At 65.9% G+C, this 23,182-nt stretch carries 19 protein-coding genes; 9 read left to right on the forward strand and 10 right to left on the reverse strand.

Annotated elements, in window-relative coordinates:
• Positions 1 to 158 precede the first annotated feature (158 nt).
• Entirely contained in the window at positions 159 to 983 is an 825-nt protein-coding gene (locus tag HL671_RS12080; RefSeq protein ID WP_172236509.1) for a BA14K family protein, read from the forward strand.
• A gap of 47 nt (positions 984 to 1,030) precedes the next feature.
• Here the strand turns inward: HL671_RS12080 and HL671_RS12085 are convergent, their stop codons facing one another.
• A complete protein-coding gene (locus HL671_RS12085) occupies positions 1,031 to 1,855 on the reverse strand; it encodes a hypothetical protein (protein ID WP_172236510.1) in 825 nt (274 codons plus the stop codon).
• A gap of 528 nt (positions 1,856 to 2,383) precedes the next feature.
• Between HL671_RS12085 and HL671_RS12090 the strand changes: the two genes are divergently transcribed.
• From HL671_RS12090 to HL671_RS12105, 4 genes are all read left to right on the forward strand, one after another.
• Positions 2,384 to 3,670, forward strand: a complete 1,287-nt coding sequence (locus HL671_RS12090; protein WP_172236537.1) for an ABC transporter substrate-binding protein — start codon at positions 2,384 to 2,386, stop codon at positions 3,668 to 3,670.
• Positions 3,671 to 3,739: 69 nt separating this feature from the next.
• The gene (locus tag HL671_RS12095) at positions 3,740 to 4,615 is read left to right on the forward strand and encodes a branched-chain amino acid ABC transporter permease (protein WP_172236511.1); all 876 of its coding nucleotides are present in this window, start codon (positions 3,740 to 3,742) and stop codon (positions 4,613 to 4,615) included.
• A gap of 2 nt (positions 4,616 to 4,617) precedes the next feature.
• A complete protein-coding gene (locus HL671_RS12100) occupies positions 4,618 to 5,547 on the forward strand; it encodes a branched-chain amino acid ABC transporter permease (protein ID WP_172236512.1) in 930 nt (309 codons plus the stop codon).
• A gap of 8 nt (positions 5,548 to 5,555) precedes the next feature.
• On the forward strand, positions 5,556 to 7,025 hold the full coding sequence (locus tag HL671_RS12105) for an ATP-binding cassette domain-containing protein (RefSeq protein ID WP_172236538.1): 1,470 nt from the start codon (positions 5,556 to 5,558) through the stop codon (positions 7,023 to 7,025).
• Positions 7,026 to 7,085: 60 nt separating this feature from the next.
• Here the strand turns inward: HL671_RS12105 and HL671_RS12110 are convergent, their stop codons facing one another.
• Positions 7,086 to 7,910 (reverse strand): hypothetical protein, encoded by an 825-nt coding sequence (locus tag HL671_RS12110; RefSeq protein WP_172236513.1) that lies wholly within the window; start codon positions 7,908 to 7,910, stop codon positions 7,086 to 7,088.
• A 469-nt stretch (positions 7,911 to 8,379) separates the two neighbouring features.
• Between HL671_RS12110 and HL671_RS12115 the strand changes: the two genes are divergently transcribed.
• Genes HL671_RS12115 through HL671_RS12125 form a run of 3 tightly spaced genes read left to right on the forward strand, consistent with a single transcriptional unit; the run spans position 8,380 to position 12,997 of the window.
• Positions 8,380 to 9,399 carry a TRAP transporter substrate-binding protein gene (locus HL671_RS12115; protein WP_172236514.1) on the forward strand — a complete coding sequence of 340 codons (1,020 nt, stop codon included), beginning with the start codon at positions 8,380 to 8,382 and terminating at the stop codon, positions 9,397 to 9,399.
• A gap of 39 nt (positions 9,400 to 9,438) precedes the next feature.
• Positions 9,439 to 11,325: a TRAP transporter large permease gene (locus HL671_RS12120; RefSeq protein ID WP_172236539.1), complete on the forward strand. Its 1,887-nt coding sequence runs from the start codon at positions 9,439 to 9,441 to the stop codon at positions 11,323 to 11,325.
• Positions 11,326 to 11,353: 28 nt separating this feature from the next.
• A complete protein-coding gene (locus tag HL671_RS12125; RefSeq protein ID WP_172236515.1) occupies positions 11,354 to 12,997 on the forward strand; it encodes an acyl-CoA synthetase in 1,644 nt (547 codons plus the stop codon).
• 141 nt (positions 12,998 to 13,138) lie between these two features.
• Here HL671_RS12125 and HL671_RS12130 read toward each other — a convergent pair whose 3' ends face one another.
• The 7 genes from HL671_RS12130 to HL671_RS12160 form a co-directional block, all read right to left on the reverse strand.
• Positions 13,139 to 13,768, reverse strand: coding sequence for an antibiotic biosynthesis monooxygenase family protein (locus HL671_RS12130; protein WP_012044164.1), 630 nt, complete (start codon positions 13,766 to 13,768; stop codon positions 13,139 to 13,141).
• Between the two features lie 217 nt (positions 13,769 to 13,985).
• On the reverse strand, positions 13,986 to 14,783 hold the full coding sequence (locus HL671_RS12135) for an MBL fold metallo-hydrolase (protein WP_012044165.1): 798 nt from the start codon (positions 14,781 to 14,783) through the stop codon (positions 13,986 to 13,988).
• Complete coding sequence (locus HL671_RS12140; protein ID WP_012044166.1) at positions 14,780 to 15,571, reverse strand: TatD family hydrolase; 792 nt, start codon at positions 15,569 to 15,571, stop codon at positions 14,780 to 14,782. The genes HL671_RS12135 and HL671_RS12140 overlap by 4 nt, the downstream gene beginning before the upstream one ends.
• Positions 15,571 to 17,700, reverse strand: a complete 2,130-nt coding sequence (metG, locus tag HL671_RS12145; RefSeq protein ID WP_172236516.1) for a methionine--tRNA ligase — start codon at positions 17,698 to 17,700, stop codon at positions 15,571 to 15,573. The genes HL671_RS12140 and metG overlap by 1 nt, the downstream gene beginning before the upstream one ends.
• A 70-nt stretch (positions 17,701 to 17,770) precedes the next feature.
• Positions 17,771 to 18,811 carry a DNA polymerase III subunit delta' gene (locus tag HL671_RS12150; protein WP_172236517.1) on the reverse strand — a complete coding sequence of 347 codons (1,041 nt, stop codon included), beginning with the start codon at positions 18,809 to 18,811 and terminating at the stop codon, positions 17,771 to 17,773.
• Positions 18,808 to 19,488, reverse strand: a complete 681-nt coding sequence (gene tmk, locus HL671_RS12155) for a dTMP kinase (protein WP_172236518.1) — start codon at positions 19,486 to 19,488, stop codon at positions 18,808 to 18,810. Before tmk ends, HL671_RS12150 begins: the two co-directional genes overlap by 4 nt.
• A 4-nt stretch (positions 19,489 to 19,492) precedes the next feature.
• Positions 19,493 to 20,752, reverse strand: a complete 1,260-nt coding sequence (locus HL671_RS12160; RefSeq protein ID WP_172236519.1) for a D-alanyl-D-alanine carboxypeptidase family protein — start codon at positions 20,750 to 20,752, stop codon at positions 19,493 to 19,495.
• A 167-nt stretch (positions 20,753 to 20,919) separates the two neighbouring features.
• On the opposite strand from HL671_RS12160, the gene HL671_RS12165 reads away from it, so the two are divergent.
• Complete coding sequence (locus tag HL671_RS12165) at positions 20,920 to 21,873, forward strand: alpha/beta fold hydrolase (protein WP_041750760.1); 954 nt, start codon at positions 20,920 to 20,922, stop codon at positions 21,871 to 21,873.
• A gap of 43 nt (positions 21,874 to 21,916) precedes the next feature.
• On the opposite strand, the gene HL671_RS12170 is transcribed toward HL671_RS12165, so the two are convergent.
• The gene (locus tag HL671_RS12170) at positions 21,917 to 22,999 is read right to left on the reverse strand and encodes an acyltransferase family protein (RefSeq protein WP_012044172.1); all 1,083 of its coding nucleotides are present in this window, start codon (positions 22,997 to 22,999) and stop codon (positions 21,917 to 21,919) included.
• Positions 23,000 to 23,182 lie beyond the last annotated feature (183 nt).

Consider the following 23,182-nt stretch of genomic DNA (forward strand, 5'->3'; position numbering starts at 1 on the left):
TGATTGATTTCGCCCGATCTTCACCCGCCGATTGCAAGGGCATGGTGAGGAAAGCACACCGCGTGCGACTCTTTTGCGCGCGCGCTGTTTTGCAGCGGAAAGCCCCGGGGATTTGCCGTAAACGGCCATCTGCCGGTCCCTCAATCGAGATCTTCCGTATGCCCCTGTTCGTTGTTCGTCCGTCTGCCGTCGTCCTGCGCGCCGGCATCCTGTTCTGCGTCGTCGGCGCGATCGCGAGCCCAAGCGCCTGGGCCCAGAGCGCCGCAAGCGATGCGGCCAAGCCCGCCACCGAACAATCCGCCACGGCGCCAGCCGACAAGCCTGCCGACCCCCAGCCGAAGCCTGCCGCCGCCGAGGAGGCCAAGCCGGGCGAAGCCGAGGCCAAGCCACAGGCCCCGGACACGCCGGCGATCCCCGCCAAGGCTTCGGCGGAACCGGCTGCCGACACCAAGCCGGCCGAGGTCAAGGAGAGCGCGACGTCCGACGCACCATCGGAGGCCAAATCCGAGGCAAAGGCCGATGCGAAATCTGACACCAAGTCCGACGCCGCCGCGGCGCAGACCCCGGCCGTGACCGAGACGAAACCAGCGGAGCCGGCGGCCCAGCCAGTCGTCGCCAAGGACGCCCCGGCCCCGGACAAGGCCGAAGGGAAGACGGACGAGAGCAAGCCTGCCATGGCCGCGCCCGCCGCGGCGGACGTGAAGCCGACGCCCGCCGAGCCCAAGACGACCGAGCCGGCGGCTGCAGCCGCTGCGCCAGCTGCCGCGCAGGACAAATCGAGCGCGAAAGCGGGCGGGGACCAAGCCAAGCCCGAGAAACAGGCTCACGCGCACCGGCACCATGCGCATGAGGACGACCGCCCGCGGCGCAAGCACCACGTCAGCAAGCGGCGGAGCAGCGGCAACTGCAAGACCTACCGGACCTATGATGCCGAGAGCGGCACCTATCGCGGCTATGACGGGCGCGTCCACAGCTGCTCATAGCGCGACGTATCGTGGCGCGATGTCGCCAGCCGCGACTGGTCGACAGATCAGCGCGGCATCGGCGATTGGATGCCTGACGTGTTGCGGGTCAGGAACGTGCCGATCGTCGATCCCTGCTGCTGCGGCTGAGCGGGCTGCGGTCGCGCCAGCCCCGTTGTGGTGCGCTGCGGGTTGACGATGATCTGCTGCTGCGGCGGTGCCGTGCCGCGCGCCTGTGCGGCCTGGTTCGACATCCGCGAGACCAGGCGCATCAGTTGATCCTGGCCGGCCTGCAATTGTTCGATGGCGCGGGTGTGGTCTCGGCTGGCCTGGTCCTGCGTCGCCTTGATCTGTTCGATGCCCTGCTGCAGCTCGGCGATGTCGCGGGCCATGCGTTGCATCATCGTGGCGCCACCCGCGCCGCTCGCGGCTCCGTCATCCGATCCTCTCAACGAGGCGTTCGACATCATACCGTCCTCATGGCCCTGGCCGGAGGCCTCATCCTGCGAGGCTTCGGCCGAGGAGGGCATCCAGCGATCCATCAACGACGTGGTGGCATCGCGTTGCGACCACGCGACGGAGCCGCCGACCAACAGGGCCAACAGAGCGAGACCCACGCCGGTGCGACCGCGCAGCTTGCCCAGCGGAATCTTGACCTTGAGTCGGGCCCAGCGCCCGCCCTCGGCGCTGGTCGCCTCCGCGGTGCTGGCGGCCGCCGCAGCATCTGCCGCCACGCCAGGCCTTTCGATCGCCGCCAAGCGCGTGTCGATCCGTGTCAGGACCTCGCGCAGGACCCGCCGATACAGCTGATCGTAGCTGGCCTTGCCCGGCTTCTCCGGGGCGAGACCGACTTCGCTCGGATCGATCTGTTGCACATTCTGTGTGGACTGCATTGGTGATCCCCAAACCCTAAACGCCCGCCGCCGACGCTGTTTTGTCTTTGAATTTTCAAACGTGACTCGACCCGCCGCTTTGGCCGAAAGCAAGACAGCGTCGTGACGAGGAGGGGGCCTTTTCGGACAATCTTCCCCGTTGGCGCGGCCCGCGATCGAGCGTCCGGCGCAGATTTGATCGTGCTGGAGGGATGAGGGCTCGCGGTAATATTCCACTGCTCGACCGGGGTCGAAAGATCAGCGCCGCGCTGATTCCCGCCAATCCGTTGATGACGACGAGCTGCGCTGTCTAACGCAAAGACTCACAGCCGACCGCCAGCCTCAGCAGGTTCCGCGTAGTTCGACGTAGTTGGCATGCTACGCATGAGTGCAGGCGCGTGTCTGTGCCGCTGCAATGCAGCGTGTGTTACGCGTTGCAACAAGGAACCTCACTGCCTCATGAGACTTTATGCAGCCATGAGCGCGGCGCTCCATCACATTGCACTGAACGCAGAGCAGGAGTGGGAGTGCGCCCTTGCTCCGTGGCATGTGGGAGACCAAAGTCCCGGTGCCCGTCAGAGGCATAAGGAATCGGGAGGTCTCATGTTTTCGCTCAAGTCATTCTTGCTTGCGAGCTGCGCGACTGCGCTCATGTCTTCGGCCGCATGGGCTGCTGATCCGATCAAAATCGGGGTCATCGCCGAGGCCCAAGCCGTCGCCGGCTCGTCGATCGCGCCTGCAGCGCAGCTCGCCGCTGAGGAGATCAACGCCAAGGGCGGTGTCGACGGTCGCAAGATCGAGATCGTCGTCTACGACAATCATTCGTCCTCGGCGGAATCGGTGCGTGCGTTCCAGCGCGCGGTGAGCGAAGACAAGGTCAATGCGGTCATCGCCAGCTACATCTCCGAAGTCGTGCTTGCGCTGGAGCCGTGGGCAGGGCGCCTCAAGACCCTGATGATCACGCCGGGTGCGGCGTCCGACGTGATCACCCAGAACATCGCCAAGAACTACGACCAGCTGAAATACACCTTCCACGGCTATCTGACCTCGACCTCGCTGGCCGGACTGGTCTGTGACGCCGCCAAGGATCTGCTGGTCGAGCCGTACAAGATGAAGACAGCCGTGATCATGAGCGAGGACGCCGCATGGACGACGCCGCTCGATGCCGGCTACGAGAAGTGCCTGCCGGAGATCGGATTGAAGGTCGTCGACCACATCCGGATGTCGCCCGACACCACCGACTTTACGCCGATATTCAACAAGATCGAGGGCCTGAAGCCGGACGTGATGATCACCGGCATCTCCCATGTCGGCACCCAGCCGACCGTGCAATGGAAGAGCCAGCAAGTGCCGATCCCGATGTTCGGCATCTCCTCGCAGGCCACCAACTCGACGTTCTGGAAGGACACCAATGGCGCTGTCGAAGGCGTGTTCTACAATGCCGTGTCGGGCCCTGGCGTTGCGGTGACGCCGAAGACGCTGCCCTTCGTCGAGGCCTTTCAGAAGAAGTTCGGCAACTTCCCGTCCTATGCCGGCTACACGTCCTATGATGACGTCTACATGATTGCGGACGCGATCCATCGGGCCGGCGGCACCGATCCCGACAAGATGGTCGAGGCGATGGAGGCGACCGACTATGTCGGTACGATCGGCCGCATCGCGTTCAAGCCGAAGGGCGATCCAAACCCGCACGCGCTGCGCACCGGCAAGGGCTACATCACCGGTCTCATGTTGCAATGGCAGAGCGGAAAGCAGGTCAATGTCTGGCCGAAGGAGCTCGCGGCCGGCACGATCACCTGGCCGTCCTTCATCAAGCTCAAGGCGGCCAGCAACTGACGCATCGCGGGGCCGCTCGAAAGGGCGGCCCATTTTTCTGGTGCCTCAGTCCGACGTTTTGGGTTTTCAATGCTGTTCTGGCAGATCTTGATTGATGGCTTCGCCATCAGCGCGCTGTATGCGCTCGGCGCGACCGGCTTCACGCTCATCTTCGGCGTTTCGGGCGTGCTCAACCTCTCTCACGGCGCCATCATGGTGGGCGCCGCGGTCGCAGCCTGGGCGGCCGCCAGCGAATTCGGCGTCGGGCCCTACACCGGCGCGCTGATCGGCATCCTCGCCGGCTTCATCTTGGCCTTCGCCACCTACTTCATCGCCGTCAGGCCGATCCAGCGCTCCAAGGCGATCGCCGAGTCGGAGAAGGAGATCTTCATCCTGACCGCGACGCTGCTCTGGGGCATCATCATCCAGGAGGCGATCGCCTATCTGTTCACCAACAACGCCAAGACCGTGCTGCCGATCGTCGAGGGTGTCACCACGGTGTTCGGGGTGCGGACGCCGCGGAACGAGTACTTCACCGCCGTGATCTGCTGGGTCGCGATCGGGCTGTTGTGGTTCCTGGTCAACCGCACGCGACGCGGCAAGGCCGTCATGGCCGCCTCGATGAACCCACGTGGCGTCACCTTGCTCGGCATTGAATTGTCGTCGATCTACCTCACGGTCTGGGCGATCTACGGGCTGCTGGCCGGCGTCGCGGGAATCCTGCTTGGGATGTTCCTGGGCGTCAGCTCCTACAGCGTCGGGCCGCTGACGGCGAGCGCGTTTTCGATCGTCGTGCTCGGCGGCCTCGGCAGCGTCTCCGGCTCGCTGATCGCGGCCTATGTGGTGGGCTATCTCGAGACCGGCACGGCCTATCTGATCTCGCCGGCCTACCGGACGATCCCGGCGCTGCTGCTGCTCGTGGTCGTCATGTATCTGCGCCCGCAAGGGCTGTTCGGGCGGAGGTGAGCATGCCGAGCTTCGTCACCTCGCGGCTGTTCTGGATCGGCGCTCTCACCGTGATCGTCGCCTTGGTGCTGCCGACCTACGTCTCGGGCTACGTCCTGGGGCTCTTGACGGTCGCGTACTACACGGCCGTCTTTGCGATGTCCTGGGACCTGCTGTTCGGCTTTGCCGGTGAGGTCAATTTCGGGCCGACCTTTCTGATCGGCGTCGGCGCCTATACGGCCGGCATTCTCGACGCGCATTTCTCGCCGGGCCTGTCGATCTGGCTGTGCATCGCCGCCGGCGCGCTGGCGGCCGTGGTCGGCGGTGTCGTGCTGGCGCTCCCAGCGCTCCGCGTCAGCGGGCCGTATTTCGGCCTGACGACCCTGGTTGCGGTGCTGATGCTGCAGAATTTCATCGTCGTCGCGGCAGGGCTGACCGGCGGCGAGATCGGCCTCGCGGTGCCTGACGTCATCTCGATCGACGCCAAGACCAACTACTGGATCGCGCTCGGCTTCATGCTGGTGAGCGGAGCCATCCTGTTCGGCCTGTCGCGCAGCGCCATTGGCCTGATCCTGCAGGCGAGCGGGCAGGACAAGATCCAGGCCGGCGCCCTCGGCTTCAACGTGACGAAGCACAAGCTCGCCGCCTTCGTCGTCAGCGCGTTCTTCTCCGGCCTCGCCGGCGCGCTCATGGTGTTCTACATGGGCACCGCCTCGGTCTCGACCTTCGTCGATGTCGGCGTCGGCGTGCAGATCATCATCGCCGCGGTGCTCGGTGGCCGGCGCACCGTGATCGGCGCCGCGATCGGCGCCATCTTCCTGATCGGCATGGGCGAGCTGCTGCGGCCGCTCGGCGAGCTTGCCACGCTGATCGTGTCGGTGATCGCGCTCGTGGTCATCCTGTTCTTCCCCGACGGTTTCCTCGGCATCATCAGGGGAGGGGCCAAAGCATGAGCGAGACCATGAGCGGCGCGCCGATGCTGGAGGTCAGCGGCCTCACCAAGCGCTTCGGCGGCCTCGTCGCCGTGAAGAATCTGAGCTTCTCGATCCGGCCGGGCGAGATCCTCGGCCTGATCGGGCCGAACGGCTCCGGCAAATCGACGGCGATGAAAAGCGTCATGGGCGTGGAGCGGCCGACCGCGGGCTCGGTCAAGCTCGACGGCGTGGAGCTGGCCGGCCTGCCGTCGCACCGCATCGCACGCATGGGCGTCGGGCTCGTGTTTCAGCATTCGCGGCCGCTGGCGCGCCAGACCGTGTTGGAGAACATCAAGGTCGCGCTGCTGCCGGACAAGCTGACGCGGCTGTTCGCCGACAAGGATGTCGACGCCAGAGCGCGGGCGATCGCCGAGCGCGTAGGCCTCGGCGGCGTGATCGACCGGCGGCCGCCGACGCTGGCCTTCGCCGATCTGCGCCGGCTCGAGCTTGCGAAGGCGGTGGCGCGCAGCCCGAAACTGGTGCTGGTCGACGAGCCCTTCGCCGGCCTCACGGCGTCTGAAGTCGCCGACTTCTCCGACCTGATCCGCGAATTCCGCGATGACGGCCGCGCCGTGCTGCTGGTCGACCACAACGTCAAGAGCGTGTCGGCGCTGGTCGACCGCGTGCTCGCAATGTATCTCGGCGAACGGATTGCCGAGGGCAAAGCGAGCGAGGTGATGCAGGACGAGACGGTGCGCCGCGTCTATCTCGGCGGCGCCCTGGTGTCGACCGCGCGTCCCGAGGCGAGCTTCAAGGACGTGACACCGGCGCTGCAGGTCGACAAGGTCGGCGTGCTCTATGGCAAGGCGCAGGCGCTGCAGGACGTCTCGCTGCATGTCCATGAGGGCGAGTTCGTCTCCGTGGTCGGCCTCAACGGCGCCGGCAAGACGACGCTGTTCAACGCCATCTCCGGGCTCGTGCCCTATTCAGGCGACGTGAAATGGGCAGGGCGCAGCCTCGCCGGCGGCACGGCGGCGGCGATCGCGCGCGCGGGCATCGTACAATGCCCGGAGACGCGCGAGTTGTTCGGCGACATGAGTGTGCGTGAAAATCTCGAGCTCGGCGGCAATGCGCTGTCCGATGCCGAGCGCGCCGAGCGGCTCGAATGGCTGTTCGGCCTGTTTCCGATCCTCAGGACCAGGCAGCCGCAACTGGCGCGCACGCTGTCCGGCGGCGAGCAGCAGATGCTGGCGATCGCGCGGGCGCTGATGATGAAGCCGAAGCTGTTGATCCTCGATGAGCCGACGCTGGGCCTCGCGCCGGTCATCCTGGAGACGCTGTCGAAGGCGCTCGATCGCCTGCGCGAGACCACCAAGATCACGGTGCTGCTCGGCGAGCAGAACGTCACCTTCGCGCTGCCGCACGCGGACCGCGTCTACGTGCTCGATCATGCCAAGATCGTCTGGGAAGGGCCGCCAGACCGGTTCGAGGCCGAGGCCGCGGCGACCTATCTGTGAGGCAGGACAAGTGAGACGGGCCAGGGGGGCAGGGTAGTCTCTGCCACCCTGCCCCTGGCCTCAGGGAAATCGAGGCGAGCGCGGCGGAGGCGGTCGCGGTGGCAGGCGTGCCGGGGTCGCGGCACCAACGGCGTCGTTCTTCGCGGCCTGGAACGCCCGTGCGAGCTGATCCTGGCTGGCTTGCAGCTGTTCGATCGCCTTGCTGTGATCGCGGCTGGCCTGGTCCTGGCTGGCCTTGAGTTCGCGAAGCCCGGTCTGCAGATCCGTCACGTCACGCGCGATCTTGTCGAGCAGGGGCACCAGATCGCGCTCCGGCGCAGGCGGCGTGTCTCGGTCCGGAGGAGCCTCCGCCATCGCGGAGGATGGATCGCTCGACCGCGTCGTCGGGGGCTCGGGGGCAGGTGTCGATGGTGCTGTCGATGGTGCTAGCGCGACCGCAGCCGGCTGCGCGACGACGGCGGCGGTCGTTGCGCTGGTGGCGACCTCCGGCCCGGCGCCTGACGCCGCCTTGGGAAAGCTGTCGCGCACGGCCTGGACAGCCGCATCGATCCGCTCGGTGACCGAATGGATGGTCTCCCGATGGTCTCGCGCCAAGGTGACGACAGCCCCGACCAGGCCGGCGGACGCCACCAGCGTCACGACGGCTCGCAACAACGGCCGTCGGCGGGGCGGCTGTTGCAGGCCGCGGGGCTCGCCGTCCTCGGCCGGATCGCCGGCTTCCACGGGCAGCGACACCGCCTGGGCTTCGATATCGGCAATCCGCTGATCGATCCGGGCGCGCACCTCGGTCAGGACGCGCTGATAGATCTCCTCGCAGATCTCATGATCGGGCGACAGCGCGACATCACCCGGATCAACTTCCTTCGGCGCCGACTGAACTGGCATGTCCTCGGTCCCATTCGCGATACGCCCGTGCCCAAACCTCGGGTAGCGCTTTGACCCAAGGGCTTTGACCAAACCAAGACTGGGTGGTGACAAGCGAGAGGCGATTTGGCACAGCGGCCGGGACGCCGCCGGCATGGCGCTGGATTCGCGGCCGGACGCTTACGGCTGGATTGAATTCCGAACATTTGGCCGCAAGCCCATGATTCTCCTGGTCATATAAATATTCCATAATATACCTTATGCGAATTGGATATGCGGCAGGTTCAGGTTGGTGCGGCCTGTGCCCCGGACCATGCGGCTGCTCCCTCCCGCTGGACGGCCGTGCCGGAGCGCGTGCAGCGAACGCCGATATTGCTGCTGCGGCTCATCGCTGCAATAAGCGCAGATGACGTCGATAGCGTCGCCGGATTCGTCCGCGCTGTCATGGCGTCCGATGCAACAAGAAGAAGCTTCTCAGGGAGAAACGAGAATGAGCCTGTCACGACGCGCGCTGTTGAGGATGTCAGCGGCTTCGGCCGTCCTGGGTGGGATTGCGGCCCCGCATGTCGCGCGCGCTGAGAGCGCCGAGTTCACCTATAAATACGCCAACAACCTGCCCGACACGCATCCGCTCAACGTCCGCGCCAAGGAAATGGCGGCAGCGATCAAGGCCGAGACCAACGGCAAGTTCGACCTGCAGATCTTCCCGAACAACCAGCTCGGCTCGGACACGGACATGCTGAGCCAGATTCGCTCCGGCGGCGTCGAGTTCTTCACGCTGTCCGGGCTGATCCTGGCCACGCTGGTGCCGGCCGCTTCGATCAACGGCATCGGTTTCGCCTTCCCGGATTACGACACGGTCTGGAAGGCCATGGACGGCGATCTCGGCGCCTATGTGCGCGGCCAGATCAACAAGGCCGGCCTGATGGTCATGGACAAGATCTGGGACAACGGCTTCCGCCAGACGACGTCGTCGACCAAGCCGATCAATGGTCCCGACGATCTCAAGGGCTTCAAGATCCGCGTGCCGGTCTCGCCGCTGTGGACATCGATGTTCAAGGCGTTCGAGGCCGCGCCCGCCTCGATCAATTTCAGCGAGGTCTATTCGGCGCTGCAGACCAAGGTCGTCGAGGGCCAGGAAAACCCGCTGGCGATCATCTCGACCGCCAAGCTCTACGAGGTGCAGAAATACTGCTCGCTGACCAACCACATGTGGGACGGCTTCTGGTTCCTGGCCAACCGTCGCGCCTGGGAGGCCGTGCCGGCCGACATGCGCGCGATCGTCGCCAAACACATCAACGCCGCCGCCGTGAAGGAGCGCGAGGACGTCGCCAAGCTGAATGCCGGCCTGCAAGCGGAACTCGCGTCCAAGGGCCTGACCTTCAACCAGCCCAACGTGGCGCCATTCCGCGACAAGCTGCGCACCGCCGGCTTCTACGCCGAGTGGAAGGGCAAGTATGGCGACGAGGCCTGGGCGCTGCTCGAAAAGGCCGTCGGCAAGCTGTCGTAACCTGGACAATGATTGCGTAGGGCGCGTTCGGGTGACGTCATGGCGCATGCCGAGTTCACGGAAATTGCGATCAGCGAGGTGGTCATCGAGACCCCTCGCCGCCGATCCTTTCTCGATACGCTCGAGGCGGGGCTGGGTCTCCTGGTGGAGATTCCGGCCGCGCTGCTGGTGGTCGCCGAGATCGTCATCCTGTTCGCGGGCGTCGTTGCCCGCTATGTGCTGCACAAGCCGCTGATCTGGTCGGACGAACTGGCCTCGATCCTGTTCCTGTGGCTCGCGATGCTCGGCGCGGCGGTCGCGTTCCGCCGCGGCGAGCACATGCGCATGACGGCACTGGTGGCGCGCGCGAGTCCCGGCCTGCGCGCTTTTCTCGATCTCGTCGCGACGGCGGCCGCATTGTCCTTCCTGGTCATGATCGCCTGGCCGTCATGGGAGTATGCCTACGAGGAAAGCTACATCACGACGCCGGCGCTGCAGATCGCCAACATCTGGCGCGCCGCGGCGTTGCCGGTCGGCGTCGGGTTGATGGCGCTGTTCGCGCTGATCCGCCTCGCCCGCGCCGCGCGTCCCAGCACGATGCTGCTGGCGGTGTTTTCGATTGCGGCCATCGTGGCGCTGTTCTGGGTGGCGCAGCCGGTGCTGAAGCCGCTCGGCAACCTCAATCTCGTGATCTTCTTCGTCGGCGTGGTCGGCTTCTGCGTGTTCGCCGGCGTTCCGATCGCCTTTGCCTTCGGGCTCGCGATCTTCGGCTATCTGGCTCTGACGACGCGCACGCCACTGATGGTGCTGGTCGGGCGCATGGACGAGGGCATGAGTCACCTCATCCTGCTGTCGGTGCCGCTGTTCGTCTTCCTGGGCCTGTTGATCGAGATGACCGGCATGGCGCGGGCGATGGTCGCGTTCCTGGCGAGCCTGCTGGGGCATGTCCGCGGCGGGCTACACTACGTGCTGGTCGGCGCGATGTATCTCGTCTCGGGGATTTCCGGCGCCAAGGCGGCCGACATGGCGGCGGTCGCGCCGGTGCTGTTTCCGGAGATGAAGGCGCGCGGCGCCCGTCCCGGCGATCTCGTCGCCCTGCTCGCGGCCACCGGCGCGCAGACCGAGACGATTCCGCCGAGCCTGGTGCTGATCACGATCGGCTCGGTCACCGGCGTGTCGATCGCGGCGCTGTTTACCGGCGGCCTGCTGCCGGGCGTGGTTCTGGCCGTCACGCTGTGCGCGCTGGTGTGGTGGCGCTATCGCCACGAGGACATGAGCGGGGTGCGCCGCGCGACCGGCGCCGAGATCGGCAAGGCGTTCATCATCTCGCTCCCTGCCCTGGCCCTGCCCTTCGTGATCCGCGCCGCCGTGGTCGAGGGCATCGCCACAGCGACGGAAGTCTCGACCATCGGCATCGTCTATGGCGTGCTCGCCGGCCTCCTGGTCTATCGCCGCTTCGACTGGCGTCGGCTGATGCCGATGCTGATCGAGACGGCGGCGCTGTCCGGCGCGATCCTGCTGATCATCGGCACGGCGACCGGCATGGCCTGGGGCCTGACCCAGTCCGGCTTCTCGCGCGCGTTGGCAGCGGCCATGACGGGCTTGCCGGGCGGCCCGGCGACGTTCATCGCGGTCTCGATCGTGGCCTTCACCATCCTCGGCAGCGTGCTGGAGGGCATTCCGGCGATCGTGCTGTTCGGGCCGCTGCTGTTTCCGATCGCCCGGGCCGTCGGCGTACACGAGGTGCATTATGCCATGGTGATCATCCTGGCGATGGGAATCGGCCTGTTCGCGCCGCCATTCGGGGTCGGATATTACGCCGCCTGCGCCATCGGCCGGGTCGATCCCGCCGAGGGCATCCGCCCGATCTGGGGCTACCTGCTGGCGCTTCTCATCGGCCTCATCATCGTTGCGATTTTTCCGTGGATTTCGATCGGGTTCCTGTAAACTCTTCAGGCGATGACGGAGGGTGACGATGAGCACGAACCAGTATCAGCTCGGACTCGACAAGAACGCGGCCAATTACGTGCCGCTGACCCCGCTCAGCTTCCTGGCGCGCAGCGCGGCCGTCTATCCGGACCATGTCAGCACGGTCTATGAGGGCCGCAGCTTCACCTGGCGCCAGACCTATGAGCGATGCCGGCGCTTCGCGTCCTATCTCGCGGGCCGCGGCATCAGCGAGGGCGACACCGTGGCGGCGATGCTGCCGAACATCCCGGCGATGAACGAGGCCCATTTTGCCGTGCCGATGACCGGCGCGGTGCTCAACACGCTCAACATCCGCCTCGACGCGGCGTCGATCGCGTTCCAGCTCGATCACGGCCAGGCCAAGATCATCCTGGTCGACCCGGAATTCTCCGGCGTGATCAGCGAGGCGCTGAAGCTGATGAGCGGCCCCAAGCCGTTCGTCATCGACGTCGACGATGCCTCCTATGCCGGTGGCAGCCGTATCGGCGAGATCGAATATGAGGTCGCGGTCGCCGCCGGCGATCCCGGCTTCGAGCCGCGCCGTCCCGCTGACGAGTGGGACGCGATCGCGATGAGCTACACGTCCGGCACCACGGGCAACCCCAAGGGCGTCGTCACCCATCATCGCGGCGCCTATCTCAACGCCGTCAGCAACATCCTTGCGGGAGGGCTCGGTCAGCATCCGGTCTATCTCTGGACTCTGCCGATGTTCCACTGCAACGGCTGGTGCTTTCCCTGGACCATGGCCGCCGCCGCCGGCATCAATGTCTGCCTGCGCAAGGTCGACCCCACGAAAATCTTCGAGCTGATCAAGACCCACGGCGTGACCCATATGTGCGGCGCGCCGATCGTCTACAACGTGCTGATCAACGCGCCCGATGCGCCCAAGGGCAAGCGCGAGACCCCCGTCATTGGCTTGATCGCCGGCGCCGCACCGCCGGTCGCGGTGCTCGAAGGCGCCGAGGACATCGGCATCAAGCTGACCCATGTCTACGGCCTGACCGAGGTCTATGGCCCCGCCTCCGTCTGCGCCGAGCAGCCTGGCTGGGATGATCTTCCGCCGGCCGAGCGCGCGCAGCTCAAGCGCCGCCAGGGCGTGCCCTATCCCTTGCAGGAAGCCGTCACCGTGCTCAATCCAGAGACGATGCAGGAGGTGCCGCGCGACGGCGAGACCATCGGCGAGGTGATGTTCCGCGGCAACATCGTCATGAAGGGCTATCTGAAGAATGAGAAGGCGACGCAGGACGCGTTTGCCGGCGGCTGGTTCCACACCGGCGATCTCGGCGTGCTCGACGCGCACGGCTACGTCATCATCAAGGACCGCTCCAAGGACATCATCATCTCCGGCGGCGAGAACATCTCCTCGGTCGAGGTCGAGGATATTCTCTACAAGCACCCCGCCGTGCTGTTCGCCGCCGTCGTCGCCAAACCCGATCCGAAATGGGGCGAGGTGCCCTGCGCCTTCATCGAGCTGAAGGACGGCGCGCAAGCGACCGAAGCCGAGATCATCGCCTATTGCCGCAGCCACATGTCCGGATTCAAGACGCCGAAGGTGGTCGTGTTCGGCCCGATCCCGAAGACGTCGACGGGCAAGATCCAGAAGTTCCTGCTGCGCAACGAAGTGAACTCGGCCAAGGCCATCTCGGCTTAAGCGGGGCGCGATACCAGCCAAGCCGTCATTGCGAGCGGAGCGAAGCAATCCAGAATCCTTGCTGAGCCCCTGGATTGCTTCCACCGTCGCTCTACGAGCTACGGCGGACAAGTCGCTGCGCTCGCAATGGCGGAGACTAAATTAGATATCCCTGCTCTTCTCGGGATAAAATTGCGGCGCCTCGCGGCGGTCGTACATGCCGTAGTCGCGGGTGACTTCGACGACGCGGATGTTGTCGACGTCGGGCTCGGCGAGCAGCTGCGTGCTCAGCGCGAGGCCGGTCGGCTCGTCCGGCAATTCGACGAGATGCGCGAAGCGTCCTTCCCGGTAGACGCTGGAGAAGCTCGCGACCGGCAGGTCCTTCACGCCGCTCAATTGCGGGGCCGCCGTCTCGACGGCCAGCACATAGGTCGGCGCACGCCGCTTCGGATCATTGTAGGTGCCTCGCCGCTCCGGCTGCCAGGCCGCATGCCCTGGCTTTACCTCGTGGGCCATCTCGGCGACGCGCAGGCGGTAGTCGGAGAACACCTTGTCGCGGCCGAGCGTCTGGATGTCGTGGTGATGGGCGTGGACGCGCCAGGCGGTCATGGCGCCCTCGTCCTGCCAGATCTGATAGGACAGGATCAGGTTGTCGCGCGATAGGCTCCGGAAACGGTCGAGGAACAGGCAGCCGCCGAGCGCATCGAGCTCCGGCCGCAGCGCGGCGGCGAGCTGCAGATACTGATCGAGCCGGCCCGGCTTGACCTCGACCTCGAAGAACAGCGACAGCATGGCAGCGTCTCCGTATTATTGGACGTCGGCTGAACTTCAAACGCGGTGGCCATCGCAGCCGGCCGCGCATGATGGTCATTGCGAGCGCGGCGACTTGTCCGCCGTAGCTCGTAGAGCGAAGGTGGAAGCAATCCAGAGTCATTCCGACGACTCTGGATTGCTTCGTCGCCTTTGGCTCCTCGCAATGACGGCCTTGGCCGACCGACGGACGAATGCCCTATCCGACTTCCAGCCGCATGCCGTCATACGCCGGCACCACGCCGTCGGGCAGGCTCTGGCGCAGCACCTCGTAGTCGAGATCGGCGGTCATGTTGGTGATGACGGCGCGCCTCGGCTTGAAACGCTCGATCCAGGCGAGCGCGTCGTTGACCGAGAAATGGCTCGGATGCGACGCCGGGCGCAGCCCGTCGACGATCCAGACATCGAGGTCCTCCAGCGCGCCCCAGCTTTCCTCGGGAATGTCGTTGAGGTCAGGCGTGTAGGCGGCATTGCCGATGCGGTAGCCGAGCGCGGGGATGTTGCCGTGCTGGACCAGGAAGGCCGTCAGCTTCAACTCGCCGCCCTTGCCTTCCACCGCCTGGGTCTCGCCGGCCTCGATCGCATGCTGGGTCAGGATCGGCGGATAGTCGCTGCCCGGTGGCGAGACAAAGCAGTAGGAGAACCGGTGCATGATGTCCTTGGCGGTCGACTGGTTCAAATAGACCGGAATGCGCCGCCGCTGGTGCATGACGACAGAACGCAGATCGTCGATGCCATGGGTCTGGTCGGCATGCTCATGGGTGAGAAATACCGCATCGATGTGATCGACCTGGGTGTCGATCAGCTGCTCGCGCAGATCGGGCGAGGTGTCGATGACCACCCGCGTCACGCCATGCGCCGCGCGGCGCTCGGCCAGCAGCGAGCAGCGCCGGCGGCGATTCTTGGGATTGTTGGGATCGCAGGCGCCCCACCCCAGCGCCGGGCGCGGTACGCCGGCCGAGGAGCCGCAGCCGAGGATGGTGAGCGTCAGCGTCATGCAGCCTCCTTTGGCGGCGGCACCTTGGAGAACAGCTTGAAGAAGGTCTCGGTGGTCTGGCGCGAGAATTCATCGAGCGAGACGCCGCGGGTTTCCGCCAGCACCTTCGCGGTCTCCACCACATAGGCCGGCTCGTTGCGCTTGCCGCGAAACTTGCCCGGCGCCAGATACGGCGCGTCGGTCTCGACCATGATGCGGTCGGCCGGCACCTCGGCGGCGAGCGCGCGCAAAGCCTCCGACTTCTTGAACGTCACGATGCCCGTGAACGAGATGTGCAGTCCGAGATCGATCGCCTTCATCGCCAGCTCGCGTCCGCCGGTGTAGCAATGCAGCACGGCCTTGAAAGGTCCGCGCGCCATTTCCTCCTCAAGGATGCGGCTGCATTGGTCATCGGCCTCGCGGGTGTGGATCACCAGCGGCAGGCCGGTCTCGCGCGCGGCTGCGATATGCGCGCGGAACCCGCGTTCCTGGGCGTCCCTGGAGCCGTGGTCGTAGAAATTGTCGAGCCCGGCCTCGCCGAGCGCGACCACCTTGGGATGCCGGGTCAGCGCGATCAGCTCCGCGGCCGGGATGCCGTCCTCCTCATCCGCATTGTGCGGATGGGTGCCGACCGAGCAGAACACGTTCTCGAACCGCTCGGCGATCGCGAGCAACTCGGGCAGCCGGCGTACCCGGGTCGAGATCGTCACCAGGCGGCCGACGCCGGCAGCGGCGGCGCGCGCGACGATGCCATCCAGATCCTCAGCGAAATCCGGAAAATCCAGATGGCAGTGAGAGTCGACCAGCATCACGCCGCCGTCGGCTCGATGTAGCGCGGGAACACCGCCTGTGGTGCCGGCAACTGCGTGCCGGCGGCAATCCGGATCTCGCCGCCGAGCCGCGCGAAGTTGCGCTCATCCTCGGGGATGCCGAGGCTGTCGAGCAGCTTTGCGGACGCGGTCGGCATCACCGGCTGGGTCAGGATCGCGACCTGCCGGATCACCTCCGCGGTGACGTAGAGCACGGTGTGCTGGCGCTTCGGATCGGTCTTGGCCAACGCCCACGGCGCCTCGCCGGCGAAATAGCGGTTGGCCTCGGCCACGACCGACCAGACGGCGTTGAGCCATTGGTGGATCTGCTGCGTCGCCATGGCTTTCCGCGCGGCGCCGATCATCGCATCGGCCTCCGCCAGGATCGCTCTGTCGTTGGCCGAGAACTCACCGGGCTCCGGCAGCTGGCCTCCGAGCTGCTTTGCGATCATCGACAGCGAGCGCTGCGCGAGATTGCCGAGGTCATTGGCAAGGTCGGCATTGATGCGCGCGACGATCGCCTCGTGATTGTAGTTGCCGTCCTGGCCGAACGGCACCTCGCGCAGGAAGAAATAGCGCAGCTGGTCGACGCCATACTGGTCGGCGAGATTGAACGGATCGACGACATTGCCGACCGATTTCGACATCTTCTCGCCCCTGTTGAACAGGAAGCCGTGGGCATAGACCCGCTTCGGCACGGGCACGCCCGCCGACATCAGGAAGGCCGGCCAGTACACCGCGTGAAAGCGGATGATGTCCTTGCCGATGACGTGGACGTCGGCCGGCCAGTATTTCCAGTTCGCATCGTTCTCGTCGGGGAAGCCGACGCCGGTGATGTAGTTGGTCAGCGCGTCGACCCAGACATACATCACGTGCTCGTCGTCATGGGGCACGCGGACGCCCCAGTCGAACGTCGTGCGCGAGATCGACAGGTCCTTCAGACCGCCCTTGACGAAGCTGATGATCTCGTTGCGCCGCGCATCCGGACCGATGAAGTCCGGCTGGCTCTCATACAGCGCCAGCAGCCTGTCCTGATAGGCCGACAGGCGGAAGAAGTAGCTCTTCTCCTCGACCCATTCGACCGGCGTGCCCTGCGGACCGCGGCGGACATTGTCCTCGCCGACGACCGTCTCGTCCTCGGCGTAATAGGCCTCGTCGCGCACCGAGTACCAGCCGGCATAGGTGTCGGCGTAGATGTCGCCGTTCTCGAGCATGCGATTCCAGATCGCCTGCACCGATTTGTGGTGTGCCGGCTCGGTGGTGCGGATGAAGCGGTCGAACGAGACATTCAGCCGCTCGTCCATGTCGCGGAAGCGGCCGGCATTGCGGGTCGCGAGCTCACCTGGCGTCAGGCCCTCGTTCTGCGCGGTCTGCACCATCTTCAGGCCGTGCTCGTCGGTGCCGGTCAGGAAGAACACGTCCTTGCCATCGAGCCGCGCAAAGCGCGCGATCGCATCAGTCGCGATCGCCTCATAGGCGTGGCCGATATGCGGATTGCCGTTCGGATAGGCGATCGCGGTCGTGACGTAGAACGTGTTGTTGTCTGCGGGCGCGACTGCGGCGGGCGCCGCGGCGCTCACCTCCTCCGGTGCGCTGGTCTCAGCGATTTCGCCCTCGGCAGCCTCGCTCTCAGGGGCCTCGATCTCAAAAACCTCAATCTCAACGGTCTCGATCTCAACGGTCTCGGCAGCTTCGACCTTCGGCTTGCGCGGCGCTTTCGGCTTGGCGGCGCGCTGCGGCTTCGGCACGTCTGCAACGGCCGGCGCAGCCGCCTTCGGCGCGGCCGGCTGTCTGCTGGCCGCGGGCTTCTTCGCAGGCGCGGCTTTGCTCGTTGCGGCCGGCTTCTTGGCTGCAGTTGCGGCCGGCTTGGCGACGACTTTGGTCGCCTTGGCCTTCGGGGCTTTGCTCTTGGCCTTGGTCTTGGCCTTGGCCGGCGCCGTCTTGGCCGCCTTGCCTTTGGCAGCCTTTGCTTTGGTGGCCTTGTCCTTGGCGTCCTTGTCCTTCGCCTTGGTCTTGGCGCCGGCCTTCACGGGCGACTTGGCTTTTGCGGGCGACTTGGCGGCAGCCTTGTTCTTCGCGGCGCTCGCGGGCTTGCCCTTCTTCACGGTGGTCTTGCTGGCCTTGGCCACGGCAAATTCCTCTTTGACGACGTCGGTCGACGGATTGATCCTGGCGATCCCGGGATGATGGTCGGCGCGGTTACCGCGTGGCTTCGGCGAGCATCCCGAACACCGAGAAAACCAGCGGTTTTCGTTCCAGATTATAGGATTCGGTGTCGCGCGCGGCGCGGACGATCTTTTCCCATACCTCCGCCAGCCGTGCAAGGCGCGGCAGTTCCGCATTGGGATCTGAAGTCCGGAGCCGCTCCGCGACCCAGCGCTCGATGCTGTCGAGGAAGCTTGCAAGCGCCACACGGTCGCTGGTGCCGAGCGCATCGCCGAGCGCATGCAGCTCGCCGGGGTCTATTCGCGGCAAGCTCGCCAGCAGCGCCGTCGTCCGGCTTTGCAGTTGCAGCCCGTCGCCGCCCATCAGCATCAGGGTGCGCGCGACGCTGCCTTCGGACGCCCGGGCGGCGTCGCGGAGCGCGGGATCTCCAGCCGCCATGCCGGTGGCCTCGGCGGCGGCGCTGATCACATCGTCGGTCGACAGCGCCCGCAGCGCAAGCCGCCGGCAGCGCGACTTGATGGTGGCGAGTACGCGTGCCGGCGCGTGGCTGACCAGCAGGAACAGGGACTGCTGCGGCGGCTCCTCGAGGATCTTGAGCAAGGCATTCGCCGCATTCGGATTGAGCTCGTCGACGGTGTCGACAATGCACACGCGCCAGCCCTCGACCGCCGCGGTCGAGCCGAAGAACGAGATGGTCTCGCGGGTTTCGTCGACGGTAATGACGGTCCGCAGCACGCCCTTGTCGTTGGCCGAGCGCTCCAAGGTGAGCAGCCCGCCATGGGCTTCCGAGGCGATCAGGCGGGCGACATGGTCATCCGGTTCGACATGCAGCGAAGTGGCCGCGCGCACCGCAGGCGAGCTGGGATCGCGATGCGTCAGCACGAACCGCGCCATGCGGTAGGCCAAGGTCGCCTTGCCGATCCCCTGCGGGCCGCCGATCAGCCAGGCATGTGCCATCCGGCCGCTGCGATAGGCCGCCAGCAGCGCGGCTTCGGCGTCGCGGTGGCCGAACAGTGCGGTGGTCTCGCGCGGATGGCGGACCGCGAGCTCGGCTTCGACCTTGCGCGCGCTCATGACGCCGCCGCCACGGCCGTGAACAGGCGTTCGCGGACCGCGTCCCAGACGAGCAGCGACACCGGGTCCGGGCCGGCGGTCGCATCGATCAGCACGCAACGCTTGGGATCGTCGGCGGCGATCTTGTGGAAGGCGTCGCGCAGCCCTTTGTGGAACTTGATGTCCTCGGCTTCGAACCGGTCCGGCGCTCCGGCGCCGCGCCGCGCCGCGGCCCGCTTCAGGCCGACCTCGACCGGCACATCCAGGATGAGGGTCAGGTCCGGCTTGAGGTCGCCGATCGTAACCCGCTGCATCGCATTGAGCACGTCGGGGGCGACCTTGCCCAGGCTACCCTGATAGGCCCTCGTCGAGTCGAAGAAGCGGTCGCACAGCACCCAGCTGCCCTGGCTCAGCGCCGGGAGAATCACGTTGCGGACGTGGTCGTCGCGCGCGGCGGCGAACAGCAGGGTCTCCGCTTCCGCGCCCAGCAGCTTGCCCATGCCCGACAAAACGAGGTGTCGCATGATCTCGGCGCCGGGCGATCCGCCGGGCTCGCGGGTCAGCACGACGCGCATCCCCTCGCTCTCCAAGCGGGCCGCCAACATCTTGATCTGGGTCGACTTTCCGGCGCCCTCGCCGCCCTCGAAGGTGACGAATCGGCCGCGGCCAGGACCACGTTTCAAAGCTACATCCGCCATCTCTCTAAAGCTTCTCGGCCCCGGCGCGGAACATGCCGATCACGAGCTCGCTGGCCCCATCGATCGCGCGCCGCATCGTCGATCCTCTCTCCACCGCCTCCGCGGCATAGACGGGCGCCTCCATGGCGATATTGGGGCCGCGCCAGACCCTGACAACCCCGACCTTCTGTCCGGGCTCGACCGGCGCGCGCACCGGCCCGCTATAGACGATGCGCGCGATCAGCTTGTCGCCGCCATTCTTCTGCACCATGACCTTGACGGGCACCGGGCTCGACAGCTTGACCGAGCGGCTCTCACCGCCAAACACCTTGGCATAGCCGATCGGCTGGTCGGCGGCGAACAGGGTCCGGGTCTCGAAATTGCGGAACCCCCATTCCAGCATCTTCTTGGCCTCGGTGGCGCGGTCCTCGGGATCCTCGAGGCCATTGACCACGACGATCAGCCGGGTGCCGTTCTGCACGGCAGAGCCGACCATGCCGTAGCCGCCCTCCTTGGTGAAGCCGGTCTTCAGGCCGTCGGCCCCTTCCATCGCATTCAGCAGCGGATTGCGATTCTGCTGCCGGATCTTGTTCCAGGTGAATTCCTTCTCGCCGAAGATCTTATAGAATTCGGGAAAGTCGAGGATGATGTGGCGGGCGAGCATCGCCAGCTCGCGGACGGTCATCTTGTTGCCGGGATCCGGCAGCCCGTTGGAATTGGCGAAGGTCGATTTGGTGAGACCGAGCTCGCGCGCCCGCTTGGTCATGTAGTCGGCGGCGAAGATCTTCTCGTTGCCCGCCATGCCCTCGGCCAGCGCAATACACGCGTCGTTGCCGCTCTGGATGATCGCGCCATGCAGGAGGTCGCTGACCGAGACCTTGCTGTTGAGGGCCGCGAACATCGTCGAGCCGCCGGACGGCGCGCCGCCCCGGCGCCAGGCATTCTCGCTGATCCGGTATTCGTCGTTGAGCTTGATCGTACCTTCCTTGACGGCGTTGAACACCACCTCCGCGGTCATCAGCTTCATCATGCTGGACGGCGCGCGCAGCTCGTCGGCATTCTTCTCGAACAGCACGCTGCCGCTATTGGCCTCCATCAGGATCGCGGTCGGCGCGTCGCCGTCGAAGCCGCCCTCCTCCTTGCGCGCGCCCTGCACGCTCTGATTGGCGGCGTAGAGCATCCCGCTCCAGCCGATCGCCACGGCCGCTGTCAAGGCCACGATCGCGCGGGTTGTCCGCCCGGTCATGAAACCGGAGCGGCGGAACGGTGAGGTCATGAAAGCCATCGGCCAAGCCCTGGAGCGCGCGGGCCGTTTCTAACAGCTGGCTGCGGCGCAAACAACACGGCAGTCCTGCGGAGGCGGCCGCTGTCCCGGAATTTGCGCCGCCTCGCGCAGGGTGCGATAGCATTCCGGGAGCGCGATCAAAAATCAATCAATCGAGAGGGGAAGCGATGTCATCGACGCGGATGATCAAGGCCAACGGCATCGAACTCTGCGTGCGCGAGCAAGGCGAAGGTGCGCTCGTGCTGCTGTGCCACGGCTGGCCCGAACTGTCCTATTCCTGGCGGCATCAGATCCCGGCGCTCGCCGCCGCGGGCTATCGCGTCGTGGCCCCGGACATGCGCGGCTTCGGCGGTTCGCAGGCGCCGGCCGAGATCGGCGCCTATTCGATCTTCGACATCGTCGGCGACATGGTCGCGCTGGTGGGCGCGCTCGGAGCGCAGGACGCGGTGATCATCGGCCATGATTGGGGCGCGCCGGTGGCCTGGCACGCCGCCTTGTTCCGGCCGGACCTGTTCAAGGCCGTGGCAGGCCTGAGCGTCCCTCCCCCGTTCCGCGGCCGCGCCCGGCCGCTCGACATGCTGCGGGCTGGTGGCATCGAAACCTTCTACTGGCAGTATTTTCAGGCGCCCGGTGTCGCCGAGGCGGAGCTCGAACGCGACATCGCGCTGACGATGCGCACGATGCTGGCCCGCGGCTTCTCCGATCCGCAGTCGCTGTTCGTCACGCCAGATAAAGGCTTCCTCGGCGAGGTCGATCCCGACCTGCCCTTGCCGGCGTGGCTCAGCGCGGACGACCTGGCCTATTTTGTCGACGCCTATCGCGCCTCCGGCTTTCGCGGCGGCCTCAACTGGTACCGCAATATCGATCGCAATTGGGAGCTCACCGCGCCCTGGCAGGATGCGCAGATCCGACAACCGTCGCTGTTCATCGCAGGCGGCGAGGACGCGGTCGTGACCGGACTGATCGGCGCCAAGCGCGTCCAGGACATGGAGCGCGTGCTTCCCGATCTCCGGCGCAAGCTGATCGTCGCCGGCGCGGGGCATTGGATCCAGCAGGAACGGCCCGACGAAGTGAACGCGGCGCTGATCGCATTCCTGCGCGAGGTGGCGCCGCAGAGCTAACGCTCGTCATGGGGGCGCGAGCCGGTCCCACCGTTGGGGCATCTCAACTCCCGCTCGGAACGGCAGCGTACGTCGCGCGCACGCGCACCAACTGCCGACGGACGAACGCAAGGACGACATGGCGACGCTGCTCGGTCACCTGTGAAAACATGAATGAGCCCGCCACGGCGGCCGACAGTGCGATCAGGACGACGCCGATGCCCGGTTGGTCGGCTTGTTGTTGATCCCTCAGCAGCGCGAACACCGCGAGCAGAATCGGCAGGTGAAGCAGGTACAGGCTGAACGACATGCCCGCAAAGCGGTTCGCGGCGTCGGCAAGAAACGCCGGGATGCGGGCATGCAGACGCGAGACGCCCCACAGGTGAACGGCAAAGGCGGCAGCGACCAGCCAATTGCGCAGGAATTCTCCGGAGTGCTCGACATAGCCGACCAGGTCGCGCGACACGACGTTCAAGGATTGCTTGCTGATGCCAAGCAGGGCCAGCAAGAGCAGCGGAACGACGATGACGGCGGTCCAGGTCAGCAGCGCGTTGTCATTGCTGATCCGCGTCGCGCGGTGGACGGCGACGCCGGCGAGCCAACACGGAAACAGCAAGAGGATCTTCGGACCGGCGGCCGCACAGGCCAGCGCAGTCAACGGCAGCTTGAAACGGTCCGCATAGATCCACAGGCCAAAAATCAGGTAGTAGAACACTTCAAACGACAGCGACCAATATGGTCCATCCAGAAATGGATGAATGTCCAATGCCACCGATTCGTTGAGGAATACGGCGCATAGCGCAAAGCTTGCGAAAGGATGCGCGAGCGCTTCAGGATATTTCGTTGAGGCGCCCGGAAGCAGAACCGACAGCAGCGCGCAGATCACCAATGTCGGCAGCGCAACCGAAAAGATCCGAACCGCTCGATCGGTGACGAACTCCGAGGCGGTCTTGCGGTCGGCCAGATGCGCGATGACGAAGCCGCTGATGACGAAGAAGATCATCACATAGGCCTGGCCGTTCGGCGGGAGCCACGGGCGGAGCCAGACGGGGCTCAGTCCGTTGTCGCGGATATGGTACAGCACCACAGCCATGGCTGCGATCCCGCGCACGAGGTTCATATAGGTCGATAATGTGCTCGAAAACATTGTCGGGGTCGCCGATGGCTTTTGAACAATGGCGAATCACGCCGGTGCATCCGCGACTATCGCGGATGCCTAGCTAGCCGATCCACTGCCGGCCGTCGACATGACATCGACTGCGGGCCGTCACGGTGGAACTCAGCGACGAATGCACAGCCTCCCGATGCGGCCTGAAGGCCGGCACGGTAA

The sequence above is a fragment of the Bradyrhizobium denitrificans genome, from assembly GCF_013179005.1.
Classification (GTDB): domain Bacteria; phylum Pseudomonadota; class Alphaproteobacteria; order Rhizobiales; family Xanthobacteraceae; genus Bradyrhizobium; species Bradyrhizobium denitrificans.